The sequence below is a fragment of the Pseudomonas sp. B21-009 genome (assembly GCF_024749345.1).
Taxonomy (GTDB): Bacteria; Pseudomonadota; Gammaproteobacteria; order Pseudomonadales; family Pseudomonadaceae; genus Aquipseudomonas.
Window position 1 is genome coordinate 2746004 of the sequence record NZ_CP087199.1, and the last position, 26032, is coordinate 2772035.

General features: G+C 65.8%; 17 protein-coding genes. 7 read left to right on the plus strand and 10 right to left on the minus strand.

Features of this window, described 5'->3' with window-relative positions:
* Positions 1–35: 35 nt before the first annotated feature.
* On the minus strand, positions 36–8627 hold the full coding sequence (locus LOY34_RS12525; protein WP_195883960.1) for a glycoside hydrolase family 94 protein: 8592 nt from the start codon (positions 8625–8627) through the stop codon (positions 36–38).
* Positions 8628–8884: 257 nt separating this feature from the next.
* Between LOY34_RS12525 and xth the strand changes: the two genes are divergently transcribed.
* From xth to LOY34_RS12540, 3 genes are all read left to right on the plus strand, one after another.
* Positions 8885–9664 (plus strand): exodeoxyribonuclease III, encoded by a 780-nt coding sequence (gene xth / locus LOY34_RS12530; protein WP_195883961.1) that lies wholly within the window; start codon positions 8885–8887, stop codon positions 9662–9664.
* 132 nt (positions 9665–9796) lie between these two features.
* A complete protein-coding gene (locus LOY34_RS12535; RefSeq protein ID WP_195883962.1) occupies positions 9797–10708 on the plus strand; it encodes an aldo/keto reductase in 912 nt (303 codons plus the stop codon).
* A 4-nt stretch (positions 10709–10712) separates the two neighbouring features.
* On the plus strand, positions 10713–11990 hold the full coding sequence (locus LOY34_RS12540; RefSeq protein ID WP_093383149.1) for an NTP/NDP exchange transporter: 1278 nt from the start codon (positions 10713–10715) through the stop codon (positions 11988–11990).
* On the opposite strand, the gene LOY34_RS12545 is transcribed toward LOY34_RS12540, so the two are convergent.
* Positions 11987–12187, minus strand: coding sequence for a hypothetical protein (locus tag LOY34_RS12545; RefSeq protein ID WP_045198863.1), 201 nt, complete (start codon positions 12185–12187; stop codon positions 11987–11989). The two genes, LOY34_RS12540 and LOY34_RS12545, sit on opposite strands and share 4 nt — an antisense overlap.
* Positions 12188–12309: 122 nt before the next feature.
* On the opposite strand from LOY34_RS12545, the gene LOY34_RS12550 reads away from it, so the two are divergent.
* The 3 genes from LOY34_RS12550 to LOY34_RS12560 all read left to right on the plus strand — a co-directional run bounded on the left by LOY34_RS12550 (position 12310) and on the right by LOY34_RS12560 (position 13875).
* Entirely contained in the window at positions 12310–13044 is a 735-nt protein-coding gene (locus LOY34_RS12550) for a TraX family protein (RefSeq protein WP_045198865.1), read from the plus strand.
* 88 nt (positions 13045–13132) lie between these two features.
* Complete coding sequence (locus LOY34_RS12555; RefSeq protein WP_156160215.1) at positions 13133–13279, plus strand: hypothetical protein; 147 nt, start codon at positions 13133–13135, stop codon at positions 13277–13279.
* Between the two features lie 35 nt (positions 13280–13314).
* Positions 13315–13875 (plus strand): cupin domain-containing protein, encoded by a 561-nt coding sequence (locus LOY34_RS12560; protein ID WP_230090850.1) that lies wholly within the window; start codon positions 13315–13317, stop codon positions 13873–13875.
* Between the two features lie 234 nt (positions 13876–14109).
* Here the strand turns inward: LOY34_RS12560 and LOY34_RS12565 are convergent, their stop codons facing one another.
* Complete coding sequence (locus tag LOY34_RS12565) at positions 14110–15231, minus strand: aryl-sulfate sulfotransferase (protein WP_195883964.1); 1122 nt, start codon at positions 15229–15231, stop codon at positions 14110–14112.
* Between the two features lie 63 nt (positions 15232–15294).
* Positions 15295–16248, minus strand: a complete 954-nt coding sequence (locus LOY34_RS12570; protein ID WP_195883965.1) for an ABC transporter substrate-binding protein — start codon at positions 16246–16248, stop codon at positions 15295–15297.
* Between the two features lie 33 nt (positions 16249–16281).
* Between LOY34_RS12570 and LOY34_RS12575 the strand changes: the two genes are divergently transcribed.
* Complete coding sequence (locus LOY34_RS12575) at positions 16282–17340, plus strand: GlxA family transcriptional regulator (protein ID WP_195883966.1); 1059 nt, start codon at positions 16282–16284, stop codon at positions 17338–17340.
* A gap of 22 nt (positions 17341–17362) precedes the next feature.
* On the opposite strand, the gene LOY34_RS12580 is transcribed toward LOY34_RS12575, so the two are convergent.
* The 6 genes from LOY34_RS12580 to LOY34_RS12605 all read right to left on the minus strand — a co-directional run bounded on the left by LOY34_RS12580 (position 17363) and on the right by LOY34_RS12605 (position 25940).
* Positions 17363–19750: a DUF3772 domain-containing protein gene (locus tag LOY34_RS12580; RefSeq protein ID WP_195883967.1), complete on the minus strand. Its 2388-nt coding sequence runs from the start codon at positions 19748–19750 to the stop codon at positions 17363–17365.
* Between the two features lie 147 nt (positions 19751–19897).
* Positions 19898–20365, minus strand: a complete 468-nt coding sequence (locus tag LOY34_RS12585; RefSeq protein WP_258664979.1) for an SRPBCC family protein — start codon at positions 20363–20365, stop codon at positions 19898–19900.
* Positions 20366–20384: 19 nt separating this feature from the next.
* On the minus strand, positions 20385–23852 hold the full coding sequence (locus tag LOY34_RS12590; RefSeq protein WP_195883969.1) for an amino acid adenylation domain-containing protein: 3468 nt from the start codon (positions 23850–23852) through the stop codon (positions 20385–20387).
* A gap of 20 nt (positions 23853–23872) precedes the next feature.
* Positions 23873–24802, minus strand: coding sequence for a diiron oxygenase (locus LOY34_RS12595; protein ID WP_195883970.1), 930 nt, complete (start codon positions 24800–24802; stop codon positions 23873–23875).
* A 17-nt stretch (positions 24803–24819) separates the two neighbouring features.
* Positions 24820–25167 (minus strand): DUF4437 domain-containing protein, encoded by a 348-nt coding sequence (locus LOY34_RS12600; protein ID WP_045198882.1) that lies wholly within the window; start codon positions 25165–25167, stop codon positions 24820–24822.
* Entirely contained in the window at positions 25164–25940 is a 777-nt protein-coding gene (locus LOY34_RS12605) for a DUF3050 domain-containing protein (protein WP_258664984.1), read from the minus strand. Before LOY34_RS12605 ends, LOY34_RS12600 begins: the two co-directional genes overlap by 4 nt.
* Positions 25941–26032: the final 92 nt, after the last annotated feature.

Genomic DNA, 26032 nt, shown 5'->3' on the forward strand with positions numbered 1-26032 from the left:
GCTGTCTGGCCTCAGGGTACTCCTATCCACGCGGGCTAGGGGAGGCTGGCAGTGGCCGGCAGGCAATGCGCGCTGATCTGGTGGGTTTGACCGTCATCCACGAGCCTGACCACGCCGTCGGCCAGGGGCTGGCCATCCAGGCTCAGGCTCAACGCGCCCGCGCCCGCATGGTGCACCTCGATGCGGTAGCGGCTGGCGCCATAGCGATAGTGCAGCACGTAGCCCGGCCATTCGGCCGGCAGCAGCGGTTGCAGGCTCAAGGTTTCGCCGCTGCGCTGCAAGCCCAGCAGTGACTCGACGATCAGCCGGTACATCCAGCCGGCGGCGCCGGTGTACCAGCTCCAGCCGCCGCGCCCGGCATGGGGCGGCGCGCCATAGACATCGGCGGCCATCACGTACGGCTCGACCTTGTAGGTGTCGATACGCTCGGCGCTGCCCTGGCGCAACGGGTTGATCAGGCGCAGCAGTTCCCAGGCCCTGGCGCCGTCGCCCAGGCGGGCAAAGGCCATGCTCGCCCAGACGGCGGCATGGCTGTACTGGCCGCCGTTCTCACGCACGCCGGGCACGTAACCCTTGATGTAGCCAGGGTCCAGGCTGCCCTGGTCAAAGGGTGGATCAAGCAGCTTGACGATACCGATGTCGCGGCGCACCAGGTAACGGTCCAGCGCCTCCATGGCCAGGCGGCCCCGTTCAGGGGCGGCGGCGCCCGAGAGCACTGCCCAGCTCTGGGCGATGGAGTCGATACGGCATTCTTCATTGCTCGCCGACCCCAGCACCTGGCCGTCATCGAAATAGGCGCGGCGGTACCAACCGCCGTCCCAGCCATGGGCTTCGAGGTTGCCACGCAGGGTGGCGGCGCGCCTGTTGCAGTCCTCGGCGAACGGGCCGTCACCCTGGCGCTGGGCGGTGCGGGCGAACTGCTGCAGCACCTCGACGCCGAAAAAGCCCAGCCACACGCTTTCGCCCAGGCCCTGTTCGCCGACGCGGTTCATGCCGTCGTTCCAGTCGCCGCTGCCCATCAGCGGCAGGCCATGCACGCCGCACTGCAGGCCGTGTTGCAGCGCCCGCTGGCAATGCTGGTAGAGGTTCTCGGTGAGTGCCGAACGGTTCGGCAGGTCGTAGTAGGACTCCTCGCCAGGGTTCAGCGCGCGGCCTTCGATATAGCCGACCTGTTCATCGAGCACGCCGAGGTCGCCGGTCACCTGCACATAGCGGCTGGTGGCCAGAGGCAGCCAGAGCATGTCGTCGGAGCAGCGGGTGCGCACGCCGCGCTGCAACGGCGGGTGCCACCAGTGCTGGACGTCGCCTTCGCGGTATTGATGGCTGGCACACAGCAGCAGGTGCTGGCGCGCCGCGGCCGGGTCGGCGTGGATCATCGCCATGCTGTCCTGCAACTGGTCGCGGAAACCAAAGGCGCCACCGGACTGGTAAAAACCACTGCGCGCCCAGAAGCGGCAGGCGATCACCTGGTACAGCAACCAGCCATTGACCAGCACATTCAGGGCCGGCTCCGGGGTTTCGATACGGATGGCGCCGAGTACCTCGCGCCAGTGCGCGCGCACCCGTTCCAGTTCGACCGCCGCCGCGCGCAGCCCGCGGTACTGCTGGACCCGGCGGGTGGCGGCCGTGGCGTCGTGCTCGGCGCCCAGGCGGAACACCACCTCCTGGCTTTCACCGTCGGCCAGCTCCAGGGCCACCTGCAACGCTGCGCAAGGGTCCAGGCCACCGCCGCTGCGCCCGGAGAGCCGCGCCCGGCCCATGGCTGCCGGCGCGCCGAGATTGCCGTTGCGGCCAATGAACTCCAGGCGGTCGCAACTGAGGCTGCGGTAGGGCAGGTCGCTGTCGAGGAACGCCACCCGCGCGGAAAACTCGATGGAGTAGGCATTGCGCGCAAACAGCGCGCCACTGAACGGGTCGGCCTCACTGACCACGTGCATGGCCGTCTTGCTGCGCAGGTCGCCCAGCACCCATTCCACATAGCTGGTTACCGACAACCGGCGCGGCCGGCCCGAGGTGTTGCGCAGCTTCAGGCGCGAGAACTTCACCGGCGCATCGAGGGCGACGAACACCCACAGCTCGCTGTGCAGGCCGTCCTCGTCATGCTCGAAGACGCTGTAGCCAAAGCCGTGGCGGGTGCGGTAGCTGCCCTGGCCAGGGCACGGCTGCGGGGTTGGCGACCAGTAGCGGCCGCTGTCTTCGTCGCGTAGGTACAGGGCCTCGCCGCTGGGGTCGCTGACCGGGTCGTTGTGCCAGGGCGTCAGGCGAAACTCATGGGCATTGTCGCCAAAGGTGTAGGCGCCGCCGCTTTCGCTGATCACCGAGCCGAACTGCGGGTTGGCCAGCACGTTGACCCAGGGCGCCGGCGTCGGCTGGCCGGGGCGGTGATTGATGATGTACTCGCTGCCATCGGCGCTGAAACCGCCGTAGGGGTTTTCCATCAGCAGCCCTGGCTGCACGCTAGGCCCCGGCCGTACCGGCGCCTGCGCCGGGCTGCCGGGGTTGGCTTCGAAGCGCGCCAAGGCGTGTTCGCTGCGCCGCTGATGCACCTGTTCGGCGAGGCTGCCACGGCTGTCGCTGAGCACCAGGCGGGCGACGCTGAGCATCAGCGTGCGGTCTTCGCTGGACAACTGCTGGGCCGGACGTACGAAGATCCCGCCGGGCCGGTCGAGCAGCGCCGCTTCGCTGCCCGAAGTCACCAGGCCCATGATCAGCTCCTGCAGCTGCTGGCGGTAGCCGGCCTGGTCTTCGTTCCAGATCACCAGGTCCAGGCTCAGGCCTTTCTGCCGCCAGTAGGCATGGGCCTGGACCATCTGGCGCACCAGTTCGATGTTGGCCGGGTCGCTGATCTGCACCAGCACGATCGGCAGGTCGCCGGAAATCGCCTGGCCCCAGAGCCCGGACTGGTTGCGCCGGTTGCTCGCCAGCACTGCGCTTTCACTGCGTAGCGACGGGTTGGCATAGATCACCGAGGCGGCCATCTGCTCGAACAGCCGCGCATCGGCCAGGGACGCATTGAGCTGGCGCAGCAGCACCTGGCTGTGGGTCCAGGCCAGGTCAAAGACCCGGTCTGCCAGGTGGCGGTCGCGGTATTTGTGGATCTGCTGCAGGCAGTTCTCGCGGCTCGGGGCAATACCGGTGACCAGGTCGATGGTCGCGCTCTGCCCGGGCTCGAGGCTGATCCGGCAGCGAATGGCGACGATCGGATCGAGCACCGCCCCGGCGCTGTCGGACAACTGCTCAACCTCAGGCATCAACGCCGCCGGGGCCTTGAGGGTACGGCCACGGCCGATGAAGCGGGCGCGGTCGGTTTCATATGAGATGGCTTCGATATCCACGCCATGGGCGGCCAGCAGGTGGCACAGCCACGGCACCGGCTCTTGCTGCGAACGCGGCCGGCGGCTACAGACAATGGCCTGCAGCGGGCGCAGCAGCTCGGTTTGCACGAACAGCTTGCTGAACGCCGGGTGCAGGGCATCGCTGATCGCCGGGGCCAGCACCACCTCGGCGTAGCTGGTCAGTTCAAGTTGGCGGCGCTGGCGGCCATGGTTGGTCAGGTGCAGGCGGCGCAGTTCGACGTCGTCCTCGGGGGAGACGACGATTTCAGTGTGGCAATCGATGTCGCGTTCGCGCAGGCGAAATTCGGCCCGCGCGTCACTGAAGATCGCCTCCTGGCTTTGTGGCCGGTACAGGGTTGGCTGGTGCGCCGTGGACCAGAACGCACCGCTGGCAACATCGCGCAGGTAGCAGAAGATGCCGAGAGTATCGCTGGCGATATCCTCGTGCCAGCGGGTCACGGCCAGGTCGTTGCAACGGCTGTAACCGGCGCCAGCGTTGTTGACCATCACGTGGTAACGGCCGTTGGACAGCAGTTGCACGGCCGGGCAGCGCCGGTTGGGCTCGGTGAACACCCGCAACTGTTGCTCGCCTGCGCTGGCGTCTTCGCTGACCGGGGCCTGGGCGGCGTGCAGGTAGGCGGCGGCGGTCTTCGGCACGCGCTCCTGCAGCAGCAGAGCGCTGGCCTGGAACTGCGGGTCGGACTCGAAACGCCGCTGCATCGGGCGATCGAGCAGCAATGAGGTCAGGGCAAGCAGGCTCATGCCCTGGTGGTGGGCCATGAACGACTTGATCACCACCGCCTCCTGCCCGGGCGGCAGCCGTGCTTCGCTGTAGTCCACCGCCTCATAAAGCCCGAAGCGCCCGGCAACCCCCTGTGCGGCCAGGCGCTGGAGGTTGGCGCAGGCCGCCGCGGGCGCCACCAGCAGCGCCAGGGCACTGGCATAGGGCGCCACCACCCGGTCTTCGCCCAAGCCGCGCTTCAGACCCAGGCCGGGCACGCCGAAGGCCCGGTACTGGTAGTTGAAGTGGGTATCGAGGCTGTTGTAGGCCGACTCCGACACCCCCCAGGGGATGCCCAGCTGGTTGCCGTAGGCGATCTGCCGGTTGACCGCCGCGCGGCAGGACTGCTCCAGCAGCGTGCCCGGGTAGGAGGGCATCACCAGCATCGGCATCAGGTACTCGAACATCGACCCCGACCACGACAACAATACCGGCTCACCGGCATTGCTGGTGAGCAGGCGGCCAAGGGCGAACCAGCTGTCCTGAGGCACCTGGCCCTGGGCAATGACGACGAAGTTGGTCAGGCGCATTTCCGAGGCCAGCAGGTCGTAGAAGGCGCTGTCCAGGCGTTGTTCGTCGACGTTGTAGCCGATCACGAAAAGGTCGCGCTGCAGATCGTAGAGAAAACGGAAATCCATGTTGGCCAGGGCGCCAGCCTGTTCGGCCAGGTGCGCCGCGCTGGCGATACGCTCGCGAGCGAGGTTGCGCACGGCATTAACCCGCGCGCGTTCGGCTGGCGGCCAGCGCTGGGCGTCGAGCTGCGCCAGTTGCCGCCAGCTTAGCGGTAGCTGCGCTGCCGGGTCGTCGCCAGCAGGCAGCTCGAAGGCGCGCAATTCATCGAGCAGGTCCTGGCAGTGCTCCTGCAGCGCAGCGCGCCAGAAGGCGCAATCGCCGCTGGGCTCGGCTGGCGACAGCGGGCAGTCGAGCAACTGTTGCAGCAGCGCCGGCAGTTGCTGCGGTGCGTGGTTGATCTCGAGCTCGGCGCGCAGCACCTGCCATTGCTCATCGGCAATGCCCGCCGCCTTGTAGGCTTGCAGCAGCACATCGAGGCTGTCCAGCAGCCCCTGGCGCAGGCGCCCATCGAGCAGCGGCGCATCGCCCAGGGCCAGCAAGCCGGGGCGTAAGGTCAGCAGCAGGCCGGCGAGGTTGCCGCTGTCCACCGTCGATACATACAGGGGGTGCAGCGCCACGCCGCTGCGGGTGTCGTACCAGTTGTAGAAGTGCTGCTGGTGACGCTCCAGGCTGTGCATGCTCTGTAGCATCGCTGCCAGGCGCTGCAGCAGGCGCGCGCTGCCCAGGTAGCCGAAGTCATGGGCGGCCAGGTGCGCAAGCAGGGCCATGCCCATGTTGGTCGGCGAGGTGCGGTGGGCGACGTTGGCGTAAGGCGCTTGCTGGATGTTGTCCGGTGGCAGCCAGCGATCTTCGGCATTGACGTACTGGTTGAAAAAAGCCCAGTTGCGCCGGGCCAGCAAGTGCAGAAACTGCACGCCTTGGGGCGAGATGGCCTGGCTGGCGCCGCTGTCGGCGCGGCTGACCCACCAGGCCAGGGCCGGGCCAGCCAGCCACAGCAGCAAAAACGGTGCGGCGAGGGCGAGCAGGCCCGGCGTTGGCGCCAGCACGGCGATCAGCGCCAGGGCCAGTGCCGGCGCGACCCACAGGGTGCGATACAGCCCCGCCAGGCTGTTGACGCTGGTGCGCTCGACCTCCCGCGACGGGCTCCATTGCAACAAGCGCCGTTTGCTCACCAGCATGCGCCACAGCGTGCGGGCAATCGCATCCAGGCTGTAATGGGCCTCGAACGGCAACCAGGCCAGGTTGAAAGTGGCGCGTATGCCGTGCTGGGCGGCGCCGTGCAGCACCGCCAGCAGGTGCTCGGCCAGCGGCACGTCGGTGGTTTTGCCCAGCAGCGCGAGCAAGCTGTCCAGCAGCGGCTGAGTCAGCAGCAGGGCGACCACGGCCAGGGTCCACAGCCCCGGTTGCGGGGCAATCAACCAGGCGCACAGCAGCACACCGAGGAACGCCGCCGGCTCCAGGCTGCGGCGCAGGTTGTCGAACAGCTTCCAGCGCGCCAGGGCGCTGAGGTGGTTGCTTTGCAAGCCGCTACAGCACGGCGCCCAGGGCAGCAGCCACGGCAGCAGTTGCCAGTCGCCGCGAATCCAGCGGTGCCGGCGCTTGACGTCGGCGCTGTAGCGGGCCGGGTATTCCTCGAACAGTTGCACGTCGCTGAGTAGCCCGGAATGGGCGTAACAGCCTTCGATCAGGTCATGGCTGAGGATGCGGTTCTCGGCAAAGCGGCCGTCCAGTGCCTGTTCGAAGGCATCGACCGCGTAAATGCCTTTGCCGATGAACGAGCCGTGCAGGAACAGGTCCTGATACACGTCGGACACCGCGCGGGTGTACGGGTCGACCCCGGCATCGCTGCCGAACAGCCGCGCATAGCGCGAACGGGCGGCGCTGGGCAGGCTGATGCCGACCCGCGGTTGCAATATGGCGTAGCCGCGATGGATCCGCCCCTGGACGTCGAAGTGCGGCTGATTGAGCGGGTGCTGCATGGCGCCGATGAACTGGCGGGCAGCATCGCGGGGCAACTGAGTGTCGGTGTCCAGGGTGATGACATAGCGCACTCCTGGCAACGCCGCGATATCGCCGACGATCAGCGCAAAGCGCTCAACGCCGTGCCCGCGCAGCAGCGCATTGAGCTCGGCCAGCTTGCCGCGCTTGCGCTCGTAACCCATCCAGGCGCGTTCGGCGGGGTTCCAGCGCCGCGGCCGGTGCAACAGCAAAAACCGCTCGCCATGCAACGCCGGGTACTTGCGGTTCAAAGCGCCAATGTGCTCGCTGGCCTCGGTCAGCAGGCCGGCGTCCTGCTCCTGCACCTCGACCGGGCTATCCATGAAGTCTGTGAGCAGGGCGAAGTACAGCTGCTCGTCGCGGTTGGCGAGAAAACGCACCTCAAGCCCTTCGACCAGTTCCTCGACATCGGCACTGCTGGCCATCAGCGTCGGCACCACCACCAGGGTGCGGGCCTCGGCCGGCAGGCCTTCGCGGTAGTCCAGGCGCGGCAGCTGGCACGGCGCAACAGTGAGAGTCACCAGCCAGTTGATCAGGCCGATGGCCAGGCGGCTGGTCATCAGCAGCAGCGCCACGGCCAGCAGTGCCAGGCCCCAACCGCGCCAACCGGCCCGATGGCCGTCGAGCAGAAAGGGCCAGGCAAAGCCCAGCGACAGCAGCGCTACCGGGGTTAAAAAAAATGCCAGCGGCGCGTGGTGCAACAGCCGTTGCCAGCGCTGGGCCAGCGGCACGCGGGCATTCAGGTGCTGCTCCAGTTGCTCAAGGCCCGGGCCGATCAGGTAGAAGCCGACATGCCCGGCGACGTCCGCTGCCGGCGGCGGTTGGCCGCGCTGCTGGGCGAGCGCGATGGCCTGTTGCGCGACCTGTTCCTCGCTGTGCCGGCAATGCCGCGCCAGGCGCTCGATGACGTGGCGGTAGTGATCGCGGCTGGCGAAGTCCATGTGCGCGTAGGTGCCTGCCGGGTCGTTGTGCAACTGCCGTTCGACCTGGCTCAGGCGCTCGACGAAGGCCCGCCAGTCGCTGGTCGAGAGCAGCCGCAGGCTGGCGATGCTATTGCTGATCGACACCTGGTCGGCGGCCTGCTGTTGGGCATCCAGGTGCACCAGGCGCTCGATGGTCAGGCCGGATTCGGCCAGCAGTTGCTCGATCCAGGTCAACGGCTGGATCAGGGTTGCGCTCTGGCCCTGCAGCCGGCGGGTGAGTTCAGCAACGAAGGCGGCGGTCATCGGCGGTTCGGAGCGGGCCATGTCAGCGACCACCAGCACCACGCTCTTGACGTCGCGCTCGGCGGTTTCGCTCAGGCGGTCGGCCCAGTCATTGGCCAGGTTGCGGTCGGCCCAGCTGGCCATGACCCGCGCAGCGATGCGCCGCAGGTTCTCGATCAGCGCCAGGCGCAGCATGATCGGAATCGCCCACAGCTCGCCCAGGGTCAGCGCGGTGACGCTCTGGTAGGCCTCGACGAAACGCCCCAGGCTTTCGTCATCGACCCGGCCATCGCCGTGGCTGATGGTTTCCAGGGCGATGTCGTAGACCCTCGGCAAGCCGGTCGACGGGCCGTTGCCCAGGCGCGGCAACTGGCGGCTGTAGCCTTTGGGCAAGTGGGTCTTGGCCAGGCGGATATGGGCTTCGACCAGGTAGTAGTTGTCCAGTAGCCATTCGGCGGCGGGGGTCACTCGCCGGCTGCTGGGCTGGGCGTCGATGAAGCGTGCGCAACTGCTGGCCAGGACCCGTTCATTGTCGGCCAGGCGGGCTAAAAGGCCATCGGCACGGGGCGTCGGGTCCAGCCGGTGCTGGCGGGCGAGCAGGGTGCCATGGCTGGCCATTTGTTCGGCGCTCAGCAGCTCCGCGCGCAACAGCGCCTCGTAGCCGAAAGTACGCGGTGCGGATCGCCATGAAAGGCGCTTGAGCAGCATCAGGGCACGGGGCCAGGGCTTGTCCATGATGTCCTTGTATGGGCTGAGGCTGACAGCTGCAGTGTGCCGCGGTGGCGGTGGCGGGTCTGTACGCTAGCGAACAGAGCGCTTGGTCCATTGCGCTTAGGCTGAGGTGTACAACTCGGTCACCGGCTCCTGGGGCTTGCAGGCCGGGGTGCGTAGCGAAGGGACGAAAATCTCGTTGATCAAACGCTGATGGTGGCGGTCTGAGGCTTTGAAGGCTGCGCTGCAGCCCATCGCTGGCAAGCCAGAGGAGGAGCCCCTTGAAGATCGCCACCTTCAACATCAACGGCATTCGCGCGCGGTTGCCCAACCTGCTCGACTGGCTGCAGCGCGAACAGCCCGATGTGGTCTGCCTGCAGGAACTCAAGGCCGCCGATGCTGCGTTTCCGGCCGCCGATTTCGAGGCCCTTGGCTATGGCTCGCTGCACCACGGCCAGGCCTCGTGGAATGGCGTGGCGATTCTTGCCCGCGAGGCCCAGCCGCTGGAGATCCGCCGCGGCCTGCCGGGCCTTGAGGACGACAGCCAGAGCCGCTACCTGGAGGCCGCCGTACAGGGCATTCATATCGCCTGCCTGTACCTGCCCAACGGCAACCCGCAACCGGGGCCGAAGTTCGCCTACAAGCTGGCCTGGTTCGAGCGGCTGATCGACCATGCCAAGACCCTGGTCGGCAACGATCACCCGGTGTTGCTGGCCGGCGACTTCAATGTCGTGCCCACCGATTTCGACATCTACAACACCCGCTCCTGGCTCAAGGACGCCTTGCTCCAGCCCGAGAGCCGCGACTGCTACCAGCGCCTGTTGGCCCAGGGCTGGACCGATGCCATCCGCCACCTGTACCCGGATGAGCGGGTCTACACCTTCTGGGACTACTTTCGCCAGCACTGGCAGAAAAACGCCGGCCTGCGTATCGATCACCTGCTGCTCAACCCGGCCCTGGCCACGCAGCTGAAAAACGCCGGGGTCGATGCCTGGGTGCGCAACGAAGCGCACGCCAGCGATCATGCGCCGGTGTGGATCGAGCTCAAGGCCCCGACGTGAGCCTGCGTACAACGGCCCTCGGGATTGAGTGCAGCTAGCGACTACATATGCAGTTACCAATACTGCGGTGCAAAGCGCTCTCGCGCACTAAGCTTTTAGCCCTTGAGTGCAGGCTTTATCAGGAGGTGTGCCATGCCCACCCGTCGCCACTTTCTTGCCGCCAGTGCCACCCTGGCCGCCGGGCTGGCCCTCACTGGCTTGCCCTTGGCCCAGGCCAGCAGCGCAATGCTCACCCGCAAGATCCCGTCCACGGGTGAGGCGCTGCCAGTGATCGGTGCCGGTACGTCTGGCAGTTTCGAGGTCGAGGCGGGTTCGCCTGATTATCAGCAGCTCAAGCAAGTGCTCAAGGTGTTTTTCAATGGTGGCGGCCGGGTTATCGACACCTCGCCCAACTACGGCGGCGCCGACGCCATCCTTGGCCAGCTGCTGGAGGAGGGCGGCTGGCGGGACAAAACCTTTATCGCCACCAAGATCGCCGCCGACAGCCGCGCCGACGCCCAATCGCAGTGGGCCGGGACCCTGCAAAAGCTGCGCACCGACAAGGTCGACCTGCTGCAAATTCACAACCTGCGCGACTGGCAACGCCAGTTGCCCTATGCCCGCGAGCTCAAAGCCCAGGGCCTGACCCGCTATGTCGGCGTGACCCACTACATTGACAGTGGCCTGGAAGCGCTTGAGCAAATTCTGCGCAGTGAAGCCCTGGACTTCATCCAGATCCACTACTCGGTCAATTCGCCCAAGGCTGCGCGCACCGTGCTGCCCCTGGCCCAGGACAAAGGCGTGGCGGTGTTGATCAACCGCGCCTTCGACGATGGCCAGCTGTTTGCCAAGGTCAAGGGCCAGGCGCTGCCCGGCTGGGCGACCGAGGCGGGGATCGGTAGCTGGGCGCAGTTGTTTCTCAAGTTCGCCATCAGCCACCCGGCGGTGACCACGGTGATCCCGGCCACCAGCCGCCCAGACCGCCAGCTTGACCAGCTCAAGGCCGGTAGCGGGCCACTGCTCACCAGCGCGCAGCAACACGACCTGATCAAGCAGTTCGCCTGAAGCCATGAAACGCCTGGGCACCCGCGTGTTCAACGTCAGGCCTGGCGAGGCGCCGGCGGTGGTTGCCGGTTTGGCGCTGTTCTTTTTGCTGTTCGCCGGTTACTTCATGCTGCGCCCGGTGCGCGAAACCATGGGCGTGGCCGGTGGCGTGGACAACCTGCAGTGGCTGTTCACCGGGACCTTTGTCGTCACCCTGATCGCCTTGCCGCTGTTCGGCTGGCTGGCCTCGAAAGTACAGCGCCGGCGCATCCTGCCCTGGACCTACGCGTTCATGGCCAGCAACCTGTTGCTGTTTGCGGCCTTGTTCGCCGTGCAACCCGATAACCTCTGGGGCGCGCGGGCGTTCTATATCTGGTTGTCGATGTTCAACCTGTTGACCATCTCCCTGGCCTGGAGCGTGCTCGCCGACCTGTTCTCCAGCGAGCAGGCCAAACGCCTGTTCGGCCTGCTGGCGGCGGGGGCGAGCGGCGGTGGCTTGCTCGGGCCATTGCTCGGGACGTTGCTGGTGGGCCTGATCGGCCATGCCGGGCTGGTGCTGCTGGCCACGGTGTGCCTGCTCGCCAGTGTGGTGGCGGCCATGTACCTGCAGCACTGGCGCGACCTGTACCCGCTGCCGGCGCAAACCGAGCATCCGCGTTCACAGGCGTTGGGCGGCAACCCCTTTGCCGGTGCCAGCGAGGTGTTGCGTTCGCCCTACCTGCTGGGTATAGCGCTGTTCGTGGTGCTGCTGGCCAGCGTCAGCACCTTCTTGTATTTCGAGCAGGCGCGGCTGGTGGCCGCGCACTTCACCAGCCGTACCGAACAGACCCAGGTGTTCGGCCTGATCGACAGCGCCGTGCAGGCCCTGGCGATCCTCACCCAGCTGTTTGTCACCGGGCATGTCGCCCGCAAGCTCGGGGTCGGGGTGTTGCTGGTGGCGGTGCCGCTGGTGATGGTGCTGGGGTTCATCTGGCTGGCCCTGGCGCCGCTGTTTGCCGTGTTCGTGCTGGTCATGGTGGTGCGCCGGGTGGGCGAGTACGCGCTGGTGCGGCCGGGACGCGAAATGCTCTACACCGTGGTTGAGCCCGGGCACAAGTACAAGGCCAAGAACTTTACCGACACCGTGGTTTATCGCGGTGCCGATGCCGTGAGTGGCTGGCTCAAGCGCGGCCTGGATGTGATGGGCGATCATCCGCAGCTGGCGATGCTCATCGGCGCGGGGATTGCCCTGGGCTGGGCAGGCAGCGGCTGGTGGCTGGGGCGTCAGCAGCGCCGGCGCGAGGATCAGCCGGGCCATGTTTAACTGCTGCGCACCCCGCGCAACTGCGCGGCAAGCTCGGCATTGATCGCCACCAGCTTGGCAATGTTCTGCCGGGCCTTGAGCAGTTCGCTGTTGAGGTACTCGGCTTCGTTGGTCATCAGGACCACCTGATGCTTCCACATTTCCACCAGGGTCGGTGAATCCGGTGCGGCGAAGTCTTCTTCGTAGTCGGTCATCATGGTTACTCGTTGTTGCTGTATGCATATACAGTAATCCATGTTTACAACCTTTTTCCAGTCCAGCCGACAAACTGCAGGTGCCTGTGGCATTGTTCGCTAACCTTTTTCCGACCGGGACGGACATGAGCGAGCAGCGTGGCGCCCAGCGGCACATCAGTCTGGACCTGCTCAAGTGGCTGGCGATCATCAGCATGATCGCCGATCACCTGCGTTTTATCTGGCCGGCCGAGCATTGGCTGTTTGTCGTCGGCCGCCTGGCGTTCCCCTGGTTTTGCCTGGCGATTGCCGCCAACGTGGCCCGCGCCCCACCCGGGCAGGCCTTTACCGCGGGCACGGCGCGCTACCTGCAAGGGCTGGTGATTTTTGCCGTGCTGTCGCAGTGGCCGTATCGCTGGCTCAATGGCCCGTCGCCGACGCTCAACATCATGCCGACCCTGGCGCTGGGCCTGTTGATTGCCTGGGGCCTGCACCATCACCGTCGGCGCAGCAGTGTGTGGGTTGCCCTGGCAACAGCTGTGGTGGCGACGCTGGCAGCCGACGGGTTGATGTACGGGCTGGCCGGGGTGCTGCTGCCGGCGGCATTCCTGCTGGCCCTGCGCCTAGGGCCGCTAGCGTGGCTGCTGCCTGCAGGCCTGGCGGTGGCGGCCAACCTGAGCAACCTCTGGCTGCGCGCCCATCCGCTGCAGGCGATCTCGCTCATGGCCCTGGGCGCCGCACTGCTGTCGGCCCCGCTCGGCCTCGGGCTGTTGCGCCTGCAGCTGCAACGTCAGGTATGGCGCGTCGGGCGCTGGGGCTACTGGTTCTATCCGCTGCATCTGTTGCTGATCAAACTCATTACCATCATTGACTATACTTGAGCTTCAGGTACTGGCTCACCGGTCGAAGTCGCGCGGACCCAGGTGTATCGATCAGTGAGGGCTTGATTCGGGCCCCAGGTGTCGCAGCATGATGGAAGTTCACTGGGGCTACTTGCTGTTGGCGGCGATGCTGATCGCCTCGGTCGGGGTACTGGCCTGGGGCGCGGCGTTGGCCCGGCGCCGACGGCGCGAAGAGCGCATCGCCCGCGAGCACGAGCGCGACAATCAGCGCTAAGGGTGCCAGCAGCGTAGGTCAGATGGACAACCGTGATGAACCCGCACCTCAGTGAGATCGACCCGCAAACCATGCTCGGTAATCGCCGGCTGTTGTATTTCGAGGATGACGGCGCGACCCCTAACAGCCGCTTGCCGGTGCTGCTCTATCATCTTCGGCTCGCGCCGCAGAGCGACGCCGCGGCGGGCTTCGAAGCCTTGTTCCGCGCCCATCGATGGCCACCCTTGTGGCGTGCGGGCATCTTTGCCTACCAGCATTATCACTCCAACGCCCACGAAGCCCTGGGCGTTGCCTGCGGGCACGCCCAGGTGATGCTCGGCGGTGCGCAGGGCCAGCTCCTGGGGCTCAAGCGCGGCGATGTGCTGGTGCTGCCGGCCGGTACCGGGCACTGCTGCATCGACAGCAGCGAGGACTTTCTGGTGGTCGGCGCTTACCCGCTGGGCCAGCAGGGCTACGATATCCAGCGCCCCAGCGCCAAGACCCATGAGGCGTGCCAGGCGCGCATCGCCCAGGTGCCGTTACCTTGCCAGGACCCGGTGATCGGCGCCGGCGGCTGGCTGGCGTCGGCCTGGCATGTGCTTGCTGATCCGGCGTAGCGGCCCTGTAGGTGATGATGTTTTGCGCGATAAGTTCGAGGCAGCCGTGGCTACGGCTGCTGGCGAATTTAAAACGCTAGGCTTTGTACGAAAAGTGCCTGCGCGACGATCATGCTGCGTTGAAAACAGGCTCGGAATGCTCATTTACAACTCGTAAAGTCGTGCGCGACCCCGGCCGTTCCTCGCCTGTTTTCGCCTTGCCTGATCGCCGCTCGGCGACTTTTCGTACAAACCCTAGTCGCGTTGCAGCCAGGCGATATCCTGCGCCTGGTAACGGTGCGCACGGAAGATCGCATTGTTTTCACCCGGCAGGTAAGCCTGTGAGGCGGCGTCCGGGTAGGCGGCAAAGTGCGGGTTGATGTATTCCCAGACCACCTCGCCGGCGCGGGTGACCTCGAACAGGCGGCCGAAGTTGGCCTCGGTGATCAGCGTGTTGCCGTTGTGCAAACGCTGGGCGCCGCCCATGAACGGGGTGAAGAAGGCGTAGCCTGGGGTATCGGCATATTGCCATTCGATGCGCTGGCGCACGGGGTCGATCTCGATCACCCGCGAATGCGGCATCGACACCTGCGGGCGCGAGATGCCGTTGTCGAACACCAGGATACGGCCGTCCGCCAGCTCGCTGGGGCAATGCTGCTGCGCCACCAGGTCATGGCCCAGGCGCCAGAGTACGCGGTCGCTGGCTTTGTCGACGGCGATTACTGAGGATACGCTGCGCAGGCTGAGGATGACCTTGCCGTCGCGCCCCGGCGTCACGCTGTTGGTCATCGGCCAGTGATAGCGCTCGAAACAGGCGTGCAGCGGGTAGTCTTCCGGGGCCAGGTGTTCCCAGCTGCGCCATTGCCAGAGCAGGTTGCCGGCGCGATCGACTTCCTTGACCACATCACCGTAGATCACCCCGCCGGGCGCTTCGCTGCCGGGGATACCGCCTTGCACGCGGCGGGCGATGTCCAGCGGCAACGGCTCGGCGGTGGTGTACAGCAGGTTGCCGTTGGCCAGCCACTGGGCGTCGTGATGATGGCCGAGGTCGGTGTGCTGCCAGAGCACTTCGCCCTCGGGCGTTACCTCGCTGAAGGCGCCGCCGTGCCACACCGACCAGCCGGGGAACAGCTCGGGCGAATCCGGGTGATTGCCGTTGTAGCCAAGGTTGCCGTTGGCGAGGATCACCGCGTCGCGCCCGGGGCGCTGGGGCAGTTGCCAGCGGTGCACTTCTTCGCCGTGCAGGTCGATCAAAAACACCTTGCCGCCGGCGGTTTGCGGGGCAAACAGGGTGTAGCCGCCGGCCGAACGTTCGGCGTCGACGGCGAGCAGGCCGGTGGCCTGGCGGCGCAAGGTGGTGTTATCGAGGGTGGGCATCACATTTCTCCAGATGAACGCCGCCCTGCCGGCGTTTGCGGCATGGCGACAAGGGCAGGGGGGTTAGGGCAGCAGGGGGTTGTAGCGGTCGTCGAAGGCCTCGGCGACCTTGATCGGCCGCGGAACCAACCGTGCCTGGGCAAAGCTGTCGGCCAGGCGCTGCTGCAGGCCGATGACCCGGGCGTCCAGGGCCACGTACTGCAAGTGCTGCTGGGCAAGCATGTCGCGCACCAGCCCCAGGGGCAGGCGGGTAACCCTGGCCAATTGTTGCGCCCAGGCTTCGGGGTTGGCCGTGGCCCAGGCCTGGGCGCGGGCCAGGCGCTGGACGAAATCACCCAGCGCCTCGGCTTTGTGCGGATCGTCGAGGGCGGCGAGGCTTGCCACGGTAAAGTTCAGCCCGGTTTCCGGCCACTGGCTGCCGTCCAGCAGTTTTTGCGCACCGCGCGCGGTGGCCTGGCCGACAAAGGGGTACCACACCGCCCAGGCATCGAGCTTGCCGCTGGCAAAGGCGTTCTGCGCATCCACTGGGCTTGCATAGACCATGTTGACGTCACTGAGTTTCAGCCCGGCGCGGGCGAGGGTGGCCAGCAGCAGGTAGTGGCCGCTGCTGCCTTTGGCCACGGCGATGCGCTTGCCCTTGAGGTCGGCCGCCTGGCGAATCGGCGAGTCCGCCTGCACCAGCAGCGCGTTGTTGTTCTGTGCACCTTCGGCCGCGGCGACCACGCGCACCGCAAAGCCGCCGGCCTGGGCAAACACCGGTGGCGCGTTACCGACTACACCAACGTCGATGGCAGCGGCATTGAGCGCTTCCATCAGCGCGGTGCCGGCGCCGAACGGGTGCCAGTCGAGGCGGTAGGCAAGCCCCTGGTCTTGGCCGGCGGCCTCCAGCAGCGCCTGGGTCAGGCCGCTCTGGTCGCCGACTTCAAGTTCCGGCGCGGGCGCGGCCCAGACCTGCAAGGTGGCCAGCAGGCTGGTCAGCAACACAAGGTGCTTGGCAGTGAAGGACTTTCTCGGCATCGTCTGGGCTCTCGAATCACGTGTGCCTTGAGTATGTCGACGCAACCTGCCAGCCACCATGCCAAACACCCCACCTTTTCTGCCATGCACAGTGCCCGGACGGTGCTGGTACTGGCATTTCCCGGCGCGCTGCTGCTCAACGCCGCCGGGCCCCTTGAAGTATTTGCCGCGGCGTCGCGGGTGCTCGGCGGCGAACTGGCCGATAACCCGCCTTACCGGGTGATACTGGCGTCGGCCCAGGGCGGCGAGATCGAGACGATCTCCGGGATTGGCGTAATGACCCGTTCGTTGGCCGAGGTCGACAGCGCGCTTGCAATCGACACCCTGATCGTCATCGGCGGCCCGGGGGTTGCCGAGCTTGAGCGTGACCAGCAGGCAATCGCCTGGCTGCAACGCCGGGCGCCGACGGCGCGGCGCCTGTGTTCGATCGGCACCGGCGCCTTCGCCCTGGCCGCCGCCGGGCTGCTGGACGGACGCCGGGTGGTCACCCACTGGCAGTTTGCCGAGGCCCTGCAGCAAGGCTACCCGGCGCTGACCGTGGAGCGCGAAGCGCTGTACCTGCATGACGACCGGCTGTGGACCTGCGGCGGCGGCGCAGCCGGCATCGACCTGGGCCTGGCCCTGCTCGAACAGGATCTGGGCGCCCAGGCGGCATTAGCCCTGGCGCGTTACTTCACAGTGTTTTTGCAACGCTCGGCCGAGCAGGCCCAGCTCAGCGCGCCACTCAAGGCGCAGAGCCAAGCCCTGCACCGCGACCGTGACCAGCGCCTGGTGCGCCTGCATGCCTGGATCGCGGCAAATCTTAATGGCGACCTGCGGGTTGAACGCCTGGCCGAAAAACTCGGCATGAGCCCCCGGCACTTTGCCCGCGCCTATGCCGCGGCTACTGGCGGCACCCCGGCGCAAACCGTCGAAACCCTGAGGCTTGAAGCCGCCTGCCGCTTGCTCGAAACCAGCCAGGAACCGATCAAGCGCATCGCCGAAACCACCGGTTTCGGTAACGAAGAACGCATGCGCCGCAGTTTTCAGCGGCAACTGGGCACCAGCCCGCTGGGCTACCGTTCGCAGTCAAGGCTGCAGCTTGCGCGCTAGCAGGGATCATGGCCGGCAATGTTCAGCTTGCCGGCGCAGCCGGCTTGGCCAGTTCGATACCCGCCGCACCCAGGCGCTTGAGGATCTCGAACAGCAGGTCGCTCTTGGTGGTGCCGACTATCCGCGGGCTGCTGACGTAACCGGTCACGGTCAGGGTGATGCCGTCGGCCGTGAGCTTGCTGAAGCGCACGAACGGCGCCGGTTTGTCGAGGATGGTTTCGTGCTCGCAGTAGGTATCGTAAAGCAAGGTCTGCACCTGCTCGGGGTCGATGTCCAGGGGGAACACCAGCTCCAGGCTCGCCACGCCCTGGGCGCTGCCACCGAGGGTGACGTTGCGCAGGTTCTGCGAGATCAATTGCGAGTTGGGCACGATGACGATCGAGCGGTCGCTGAGCTGGATCTCGGTGGCGCGCACATTGATGCGGCGGATATCACCCTCGACCCCGCTGATGCTGATCAGGTCGCCGACCTTGACCGGGCGCTCGGTGAGCAGGATCAGCCCGGAGACGAAGTTCTTGACGATTTCCTGCAGGCCGAAGCCGATACCCACCGACAGCGCACTGACGATCCAGGCCAGGTTGGTCCACTTTACCCCTAGCGACGACAGGGTCAGGAGGATCACCAGGGCATAGCCGATGTTGGCGAACAGGGTGCTGAGCGAGGCGCACATGCCCGGGTCCATGTCGGTCTTGGGCAGGAACTCGTTGTCCAGCCAGCGGCGCAGCGTGCGGATCAGGTAGATGCCCAGCACCAGCGCCAGCACAGCATTGAACAGGTGCCCGGGGATGATGTTGAACTGGCGCAAGCCGGCGCCGCCCAGGAACGCGACGATGTTGCTGATCAACTGCCCCAGGGTGGTGCCGATGCCGCCAACGAACAGGGTGATTACCGCCAGCAGCAACAGCGCGGCACGGCCGAAGCCGGAGACCAGGGTCTCGATCTGGTCCAGGCGCCGGTCGCCGATGCCCAGCAGTTCCTTGAGCGCCTTGCCGCTGGCCTGACGCGGTGAGAAGACATATTCGCAGCCGTCCTTGAACACCTGGATGAGCACATAGAAGCCGGCCAGCAGGATGAACACCCAGACCACCTCGTAGGTCACAAAGCGCGCCAGCGACACGTAGCCGGTCAGCAGGGCAATCACCGAGATGACCATGGCCATGCTGGCGATGCTGTAGATCAGCCCAGCCATGGTCGAGGCGGCTTCCGGTGCATCGCCGGCGGCGGCCATGACCCGGCGCGCGCGGCTGGTGCGCACCAACAGGGCGATGATCAGGGCGCTGATCACCAGCGCGGCGATTCCCCGCCCGGCGATCACCAGCTGGCTGCTCATGCCGGCGGCGTTGGAGATCTGCACCAGGGCCACCAATACCAGCAAGGTACTGGCCAGCCAGCGGGCGAAGGGCTGCAAGGCCAGCGCCACCGGGTCGGCGATGTCCGGCAGCCGCCAGGACGGATGCGAGGTCGACAGCAGTGCGCGGCTCAAGCCGGTGATCAGCACGCAGGTATAGGCAAGTTTTTCGAACTCTTCAGAAAACGTCGCCAGCATCGACGGCAACGGCAGGTGGTGGGTGCAGGCGTAAAACAGCAGCTCCAGGGCTACCCCGGTGGCCAGCAGAGTGGCCATTACCGAGGCCAGAGCCAGCGAGCTGCGGCGCAGGCGGCCTTCAGGCACGCGGTTCATGCATAACCAGGCCAGCCAGCGCTCCAGCAGCCGGCGGCCGAGGGTCCAGGCCAGTATGGCAAGCAGCACCAGCAGCAGGGTGGCGAAGCGCTGGCCGGGCTGCCAGACCGCGTTGGCGGTATCGCTGACCTCGTCGAAGAACGCCTGCAAGCGCTGGCGGTCGTCTGCCGAAGGGGTGAGCACCGGCGACCAGAATGCCGGGTTGAGCAAGCTGTGGGTGCTCAGGGTCAGCTCGCTTTCGAGCATGGTGCGGCGAATGGCGGAAATCTGCGTCAGCAGGTTGCTGGCGTTTTCCTTGAGCGCGGCCAGGGCTTTGAGGGTGGTGTCGAGGCTGTTTTTTTGCTCGGTAAGCGCCGTGCGTTGCGCGGCGATGTCCGAGGTGCCGGGCACCAGGGCTTCGACCGGCGCCGGGCCGAGCACTTCCAGTTGCGCGCGCAACTGCGCCTGTTCGGGCAACAGCGCCGCGCTCAGCCGGTCGATATCGACGATCAGCGCCTGCAAGCGGTCTTGCGGGCCTTCGAGCTGGTTGTAGTTGTTGGCCTGGGAAATCTGCTGCTTGAGGCTGTCCAGGCGCAGTTGCAGGGCTTGCAGGTCTTGCTGGGTGACCTTGACCACAGGCGCGGCAGCACTGGCGGGTGCTGGCGCAGGGGGTTGTGCGGCCTGCCCGGGAGGGCTGGACAGCAGCAGGGTGAGGGCAATGAAGCCGATGATCTGCAAAGCACTGCGCATGGTTATGCCCGGTTCGGTTATTGATCTCCCAGCTTATGAGGGTAGGACATCGGCGGGCATTTGCCCGGCTGCGCTTGTGCGTTGTGTAGTGAACCGCGAGGCAAAGCCCGCGCCTACCGAGCGGTGGGAGCGGGCTTGCGCTGCGGCTTAAGCGAGCATCTGCTTGACGTTGTTCATGGCGCCATCGGCAAAGCCCTGCAGGAACGCCTGGAACGCCGGCAGGTCTTGCGCGCCGCCGGTCTGCGGCTCGCCCATGATGGTCCAGGTGGCCAGTGACTGATTGGCGCCCTGGGCCTTGACCTCCATGCGCGCCCAGAGGTTGCCGATGTTCAGCGAGGTGTAGATCAACGACCAGGTCATGACCATCTGCTGGTCATCATGGCTATTGAGTTGCTCCATCACCACGTTGCCATCCTTGAACAGCTTCTTGCGCACCGAGCGCACGCCGCTGCCGGTCATTTCAATGTGCGACAGCGCCGGGATAAACAGCGGAAAACCGGCGAAGTTGCCGACGATGTTCCACACGCTGCGGGCGTCGGCATTGACGGCCACCGTGGCAACCACGGGCTCGCCAACAGGGTTTTTGATCAGGGTATCGGGTTCCAGATGTGACATGTCGAGCTCCTTTGACGGGTTAGATGAAGTCGATTTCTTTGAGGAATTCACAACCCCGGCGCAGCAGGGTCGGGCTTTTGGCGGGGTACTCCTCGCCCATGTTGTCGATGCCGTGGCGGGCATTGCCGTGCTCGATCATCGAGATGTCGCCGATGTCTTCCTCAAAACCGTTGAGGTAGAAACCGACTACACCGAACAGGGCGTTGTCGCTGCCGATGGTCGAGAGCCGCTGCTGCCAGCGGCTGACCGGCACCAGCTGGAAGTCGTGGCCCATGTGGCGGAACGCCTCGACGTAGTTGTCCCAGCTCAGCGGCGTCGGGTTGTGCAGGTTGAACACCGCGCGGTTGATGGTGTGGCGGCTGGCATGAAAACCGATGAAGCGCGCGAGGAAATCCACCGGCATCAGGTCGAAGTTCAGCGACAGTTGCGGCACTTCCTTCAGTTGCAGCGAGCCCTTGAGCATCAGCATCAGGCGGTTCTGGTGCGGTTGGCAGACGCCGGTGCGGGTATTGAAGGCAATGTTCCCGGGGCGATAGATATTGACCCGCACGCCACGCTCGCAGGCGTTCCAGAGAATCCGCTCGCCGACCCACTTGGACAGGTTGTAGCCATTGCGGATGTAGATCGGCGGCGTCGCCGCGGGCGGGGTTTCCAGCACCCGGCCCTGGGCATCGATGCTGCTGGAGGCCGACAGGGTGGAGATGAAGTTGAAGATCTTCTTGCTGCGCCCCTCGCACAGTTTCAGGCATTCAAGCAGCGGCGCCACGTTGTCCTTGATCAGCGACTCGTAGTCGAGCACGTGGTTGACGTTGGCTGCGTTGTAGATCAGCGCGCCGTAGTCGCGGTCCAGGTGTTCGTACGCTTCGGCGCTCAGGCCCAGCAGCGGCTGGCTGATGTCGGCGGCCAGCACCCGCACACGGCTCATGTCCAGGTGTTCGAGGCGGTTGTCGACCAGGGCCTGGGCAAAACGCTGCTGCGCCGATTGCCCGGGGGATGCGCGTACCAGGCAGGCGACTTCGCTGGAGCCCAGTTCGAGCAGAGCCTCGACCAGGTGCACACCAAGAAAGCCATTGGCGCCGGTGACGATGACCTTGTGCACGTCACCCTGGCGGCTGAGCGGCAGCACCTCAAGGTCGACACTGAGGTTGGCGTCGGCCAGGGCCCGGGCGCTGACCACCGCATCGCCGGCGTCGTCCTGCTCGAGCAGGCGCGCCAGGTTGGTCAGGGTTGGCTGCTCGATGAAGCGGTTGATCGACACGCCCTTGGCAAAGGTCTCGCGAATGTCCATGAGCATGCGCGAGAGCAGGATCGAATGGCCGCCGAGGTTGAAGAAGCTCTCGTCCAGGCCGATGTCGTCGGCGTCGATTTCCAGCAGCTTGGCCCAGATCGCCAGCAGGCTTTGCGTGGCTGCGCTCAGCGGCTGGGCGCGCACCTGGCGCTGACGGCTGTCGTCGGGCATCAGGCGCAGGGCCTTGCGATCGATCTTGCCGTTGGTGGTCGCGGGCAGGGTCTCGAGCAGGCGCCAGCGGGCAGGGCGCATGTAGTCCGGCAAGTGCTGCTGGGCATGGGCCTTCAAGGCTTCGGTGGCGCTGTGCGCATCACCGTTGCGCGGTTCGGCGAAGAACGCCAGGATGCGCCGCTGCTCATCGATCACCACGGCCTGCTGGCCGAACAGGTTGCTGCTGCGCAGCACGTGCTCGATCTCTTCGGGCTCGACCCGAAAGCCGCGGATCTTCACCTGATTGTCCAGGCGGCCGATGATTTCCACGCCGGCGCGGCCCCAGCGCGCCAGGTCGCCGGTGCGGTACAGGCGCTCGCCGTGCAGGCCGCCGCTGCCGTTCAGGTAGCGCTCGGCGCTGGCGGCGGGGTTGTGCAGGTAGCCGGCACCGACGCCGGGCCCGGCGATGTAGATCTCGCCGCTCTGGCCTTCGGACACCGGCAGGCCTTGCTCGTCGAGCAGGTACAGGCGGGTATTGGCGATCGGCAGGCCGAGCAGGCGGTTGGAGTCGCCGGCGCGCATCACCCGGCTGGTGGCCAGCACCGTGGTTTCGGTGGGGCCGTAGATGTTGTGCAGGTGGCAGTGCTCGGCCAGGGCGTCGATCACGTGCGGCTCGCACACATCGCCGCCGGTGATCAGGTGGGTCATGCCGCGCAGGCTGTGCAGCGGCAGGATGCTCAGCAGCGCCGGTGGCAGGAAGGCATGGCTGACTTCGGCCTGGACCACCAGTTGCGCCAGGGCCAGCGGGTCGCGGCGCTGGTCCTCGTTGGGCACCACCAGGCAACCGCCTTCGAGCAAGGTCGGGAAGATGTCCAGCAGCGAAGCATCGAAGTTGATGGTCGAGAACTGCAAGGCGCGGGTCTTGGGCCCGACCTCGACATGCTCGGCGTACCAGGCACAGAAGTGGCTGAGGTTGGCAACGGTCAACTGCACGCCTTTGGGCGTTCCGGTGGTGCCCGAGGTGTAGATCGCCACGCACGGCCGCGCACCTTCCCAGGTGCCGCGCAGCAGCGACTGATGCTGGGCCAGGGCAATGCCCTGGTGGCCATCGGCGCCCTGGTGCACGGCGCTCAGGTGGCTGACATCCAGGCCGATGCAACCGGCGGGGATGGCCAGGTTATCGTCGTGGATGACGATCCGCGCCCGGGCATGTTCGACGATCAGCGCCCGGCGTTCGGCGGGGTGGCTGGGGTCCAGCGGCAGGTACAGGGCGCCGCAGCCGAGCACGGCGAGAATCGAGGCGTAGAGGGCCACGCCCTTGCCCAGGGCGATGGCCACCACCGGCTGCTGCCGGTCTTCACCCAGCAGCGGCACCAGGCGCTCCTGGATCGCCACGCTCAGGGCATGCAGCTCGCCATAGCTGACGCTGCGGCCTTCGACCAGCAAGGCCGGGGCGTCATGGTGCTGGCGCAGGCTGGCGGCCAGGCGCTGGATGAACGGCACGCTGGCCGCCTCGCTAATGGCCGGCGCTGCCGTGCGGTTGCAACGGTGGGCGAAGGCCAGGGTGTCGAGCACGCCCAGCCCGGCGCTGGGCACCTGGCCCAGGGCCTGGAAGCGGTACTGGCTGAAGTAGTCGTCATGGCGCGAGTAGCCGCTGACATGCGCCGCTGCCGCCTCGACCAGTTCCTGCACGGCCCTGTTCACCAGGTCGGCGCCGTTGCCCGAGGCCTCTGCAGGTACATCCTGGCGTTCCAGGCATTGCCAGGGCTGGCTGCCCTGGCGGCCCAGCAGGTGCAGTTGCAGGTCTTGCAGCGGGTCGCTGAGGTCGCTGCCGCTGACCTGCAACGAGACTTGCCAGGTGTTGCCCGTTTCCGGCCACGGCGCCAGGGTCGCGTCGTCGATGACCAGGTCCGAGGCGTGGAGTTGCCAGTGATCGTAACTGGCCGGCGTGTCGAGCAAATGGGCACCATGGCCCATTCGCCGCAACTCGTCCGCCAGGCAGGCCAGCCCGCGGCTGCTCCCGCACAGCAGAATTTCAAGACGTCTCATCGGCATTGATTCCTTTGATGTCAGATCAGGTAGGCGGCCAGGGAAGACTGCACGGCCGGATCTTCGAGCATTGCGCTGGCGCGGAAAAACCGCATGATGTTGCCCACCAGGGGATGCCCCGGGGTGATCGGGAAGTCCATGGCTTCAACTTCCAGGCGCAGCGCTGCCTTGACCTGCTCACTGGTGTCCAGGTGGGCAATCAGCGCCAGGTCGAAGGCTTTCTGGATGTCGTTGGTCAGGTAGTGGCAGAGGAACACCGGCATGATCGAAGCGAGGATCTGCCGGTCTTCAGCCGGCGCCGCACTCCAGTAGATGCGCGTCAGCCGCGCCCAGAAGCTCGAATGCCGGCCTTCGTCGGCCAGGTGGTCAGCCATCAGGCCCTTGACCGATTCCTTGACCGTGTCGTCGCGGGCGAAGGCGGCGACATCATTGGTCAGGGTGTTCTCGGCAACCGCCACGCAAATCAGCTCGACCGCCGCTTTCAGGTGTTCGGGGGCCATCTCCATGGCTTTGGGGATCGAGCGGCTGAGCTCGATTTCCCGCGGCAGGGCGATGGGCTCGATACCGGTCAGCTCGATGGTCTGCTGCAGGTAGTCCATGGCCACCAGGGCGTGGTAGTCCTCATCCACCACCACGGTCATGGCGTCGTAGCGGCAGGCAAACGGAAAGCGGATCGCAAAGCTGTCCTTGGCAATGCTGCGTGCGGTTTTGTCGACAATCTCGGTTTCGAAGATCACCACGTCATTAATGAACTTGTAGAGACTTTGCACCAGGGCAAAGTCTGTCAAGTGCGGGCACTGTTCCATAAAGACGGCGCTGGTCACCAGGGGTTGACGGCTGGTCGGGTAAATCAACTTGCCGTCATCTTCCACAGTGCGCCGCGGACGCGTGCGAATGGTCGCTCGCCGCTCCCAGGAGTCGGCGAAAGACTGATACTCATGTGCGTTCATTTAACCTTGCCCACCGTTCAATAGTAATGAACTTCAAATAACAGGCAGCCCTGCTCCGAATGAAACGGACCATGTTCCGTGTGCGCCGCGCGAAAGAAGTAACTGCCTTGCCCGTAGGTCTTTTGTGCACGCCCCGGCGCGGCCTGTTCGGTTTGATCACCTTCGATCAAATACACTTCTTCGTGGTAATCATGGGTATAGATTTCACGCGTGCCGCCGCCGGGGTTAAAGCGCACCAGGCGTGTGCGGATACCGGTACGGGTGTTGGCATCGAGGGTGTCCTTGAACACCGTGAGGGTGATGCCACGCTCGCTGCTGACCGCTTGCCAGGTGGCCTGGTCGTGCTCGATGACTTCGAACTTCATGCGACACACTCGGCGATCTGCACGGCCATTTCGGCGCGCAGTTCGTCCCACAGCACGCGGCGGCTTTCGACTGCGGCAATGGCGGCGGCGTAGACTTCCTGCTGGCGCTGCGGGTCGCCCTGGACCAGGCGATCGAGCAGTTTTTCGGCGGCCGGGCCATGGTCGTCGGAGTCGACGTCGATATGGCGCTGCAGGTAGTAGCGGAACGTCGGGGCCTGGTCGGTACCGATGTCCCAGTCATCGAGAATGGTCTGGAACATCCGTGGGATCACGCTTTCACGCCCGTGCAGAAAGGCTGCGGCGACTTCATGAGGCTTGGCGTTGATGGCGGTGTCGAGGGTGTTGCTGACAAACTGCACCGCTGCCGGCGAGGCATGGCAGTGCTGCAGGGCTTCGTCAAGCTCGACGCCGCCGCGCAGCAGACGGACAAAATGCTCGATACGGTCGGTGCTCGCGCCAATCTCGCGCATGGCGTGCAGGTACAGTTCGAAGTGGCTGTAGTGGCCGCCTTGCAGGTTCTGGTCGGACTCTTCACCGAGGACGATTTCGTTGATCAGGTGGGCGGCGGCGGGGTCCAGCGGTGGTAGCCACGGCAGGCGGGTGCAGGTCAGTTCCTGCTGCAGGCGCTTGGTCAGCGACATGAAGTCCCAGACCGCAAAAACATGGGTCTCCATGAACGTGCGCAATACCTGCAAAGAACCGATTTCAGCGAAGATCGGGTGGTTGCCAAGTTCGGTTTTGTTGTGTTCAAGAACGGCTTTTTGATTGTGCATGTTTTCCTCGGTTATCAGGTTTTTTGTCGGGATATAAAACAGCGTTATCGTTTTTAGGGCAGCCGCACAGGTGGCCAGAAACTGGCCTGTTG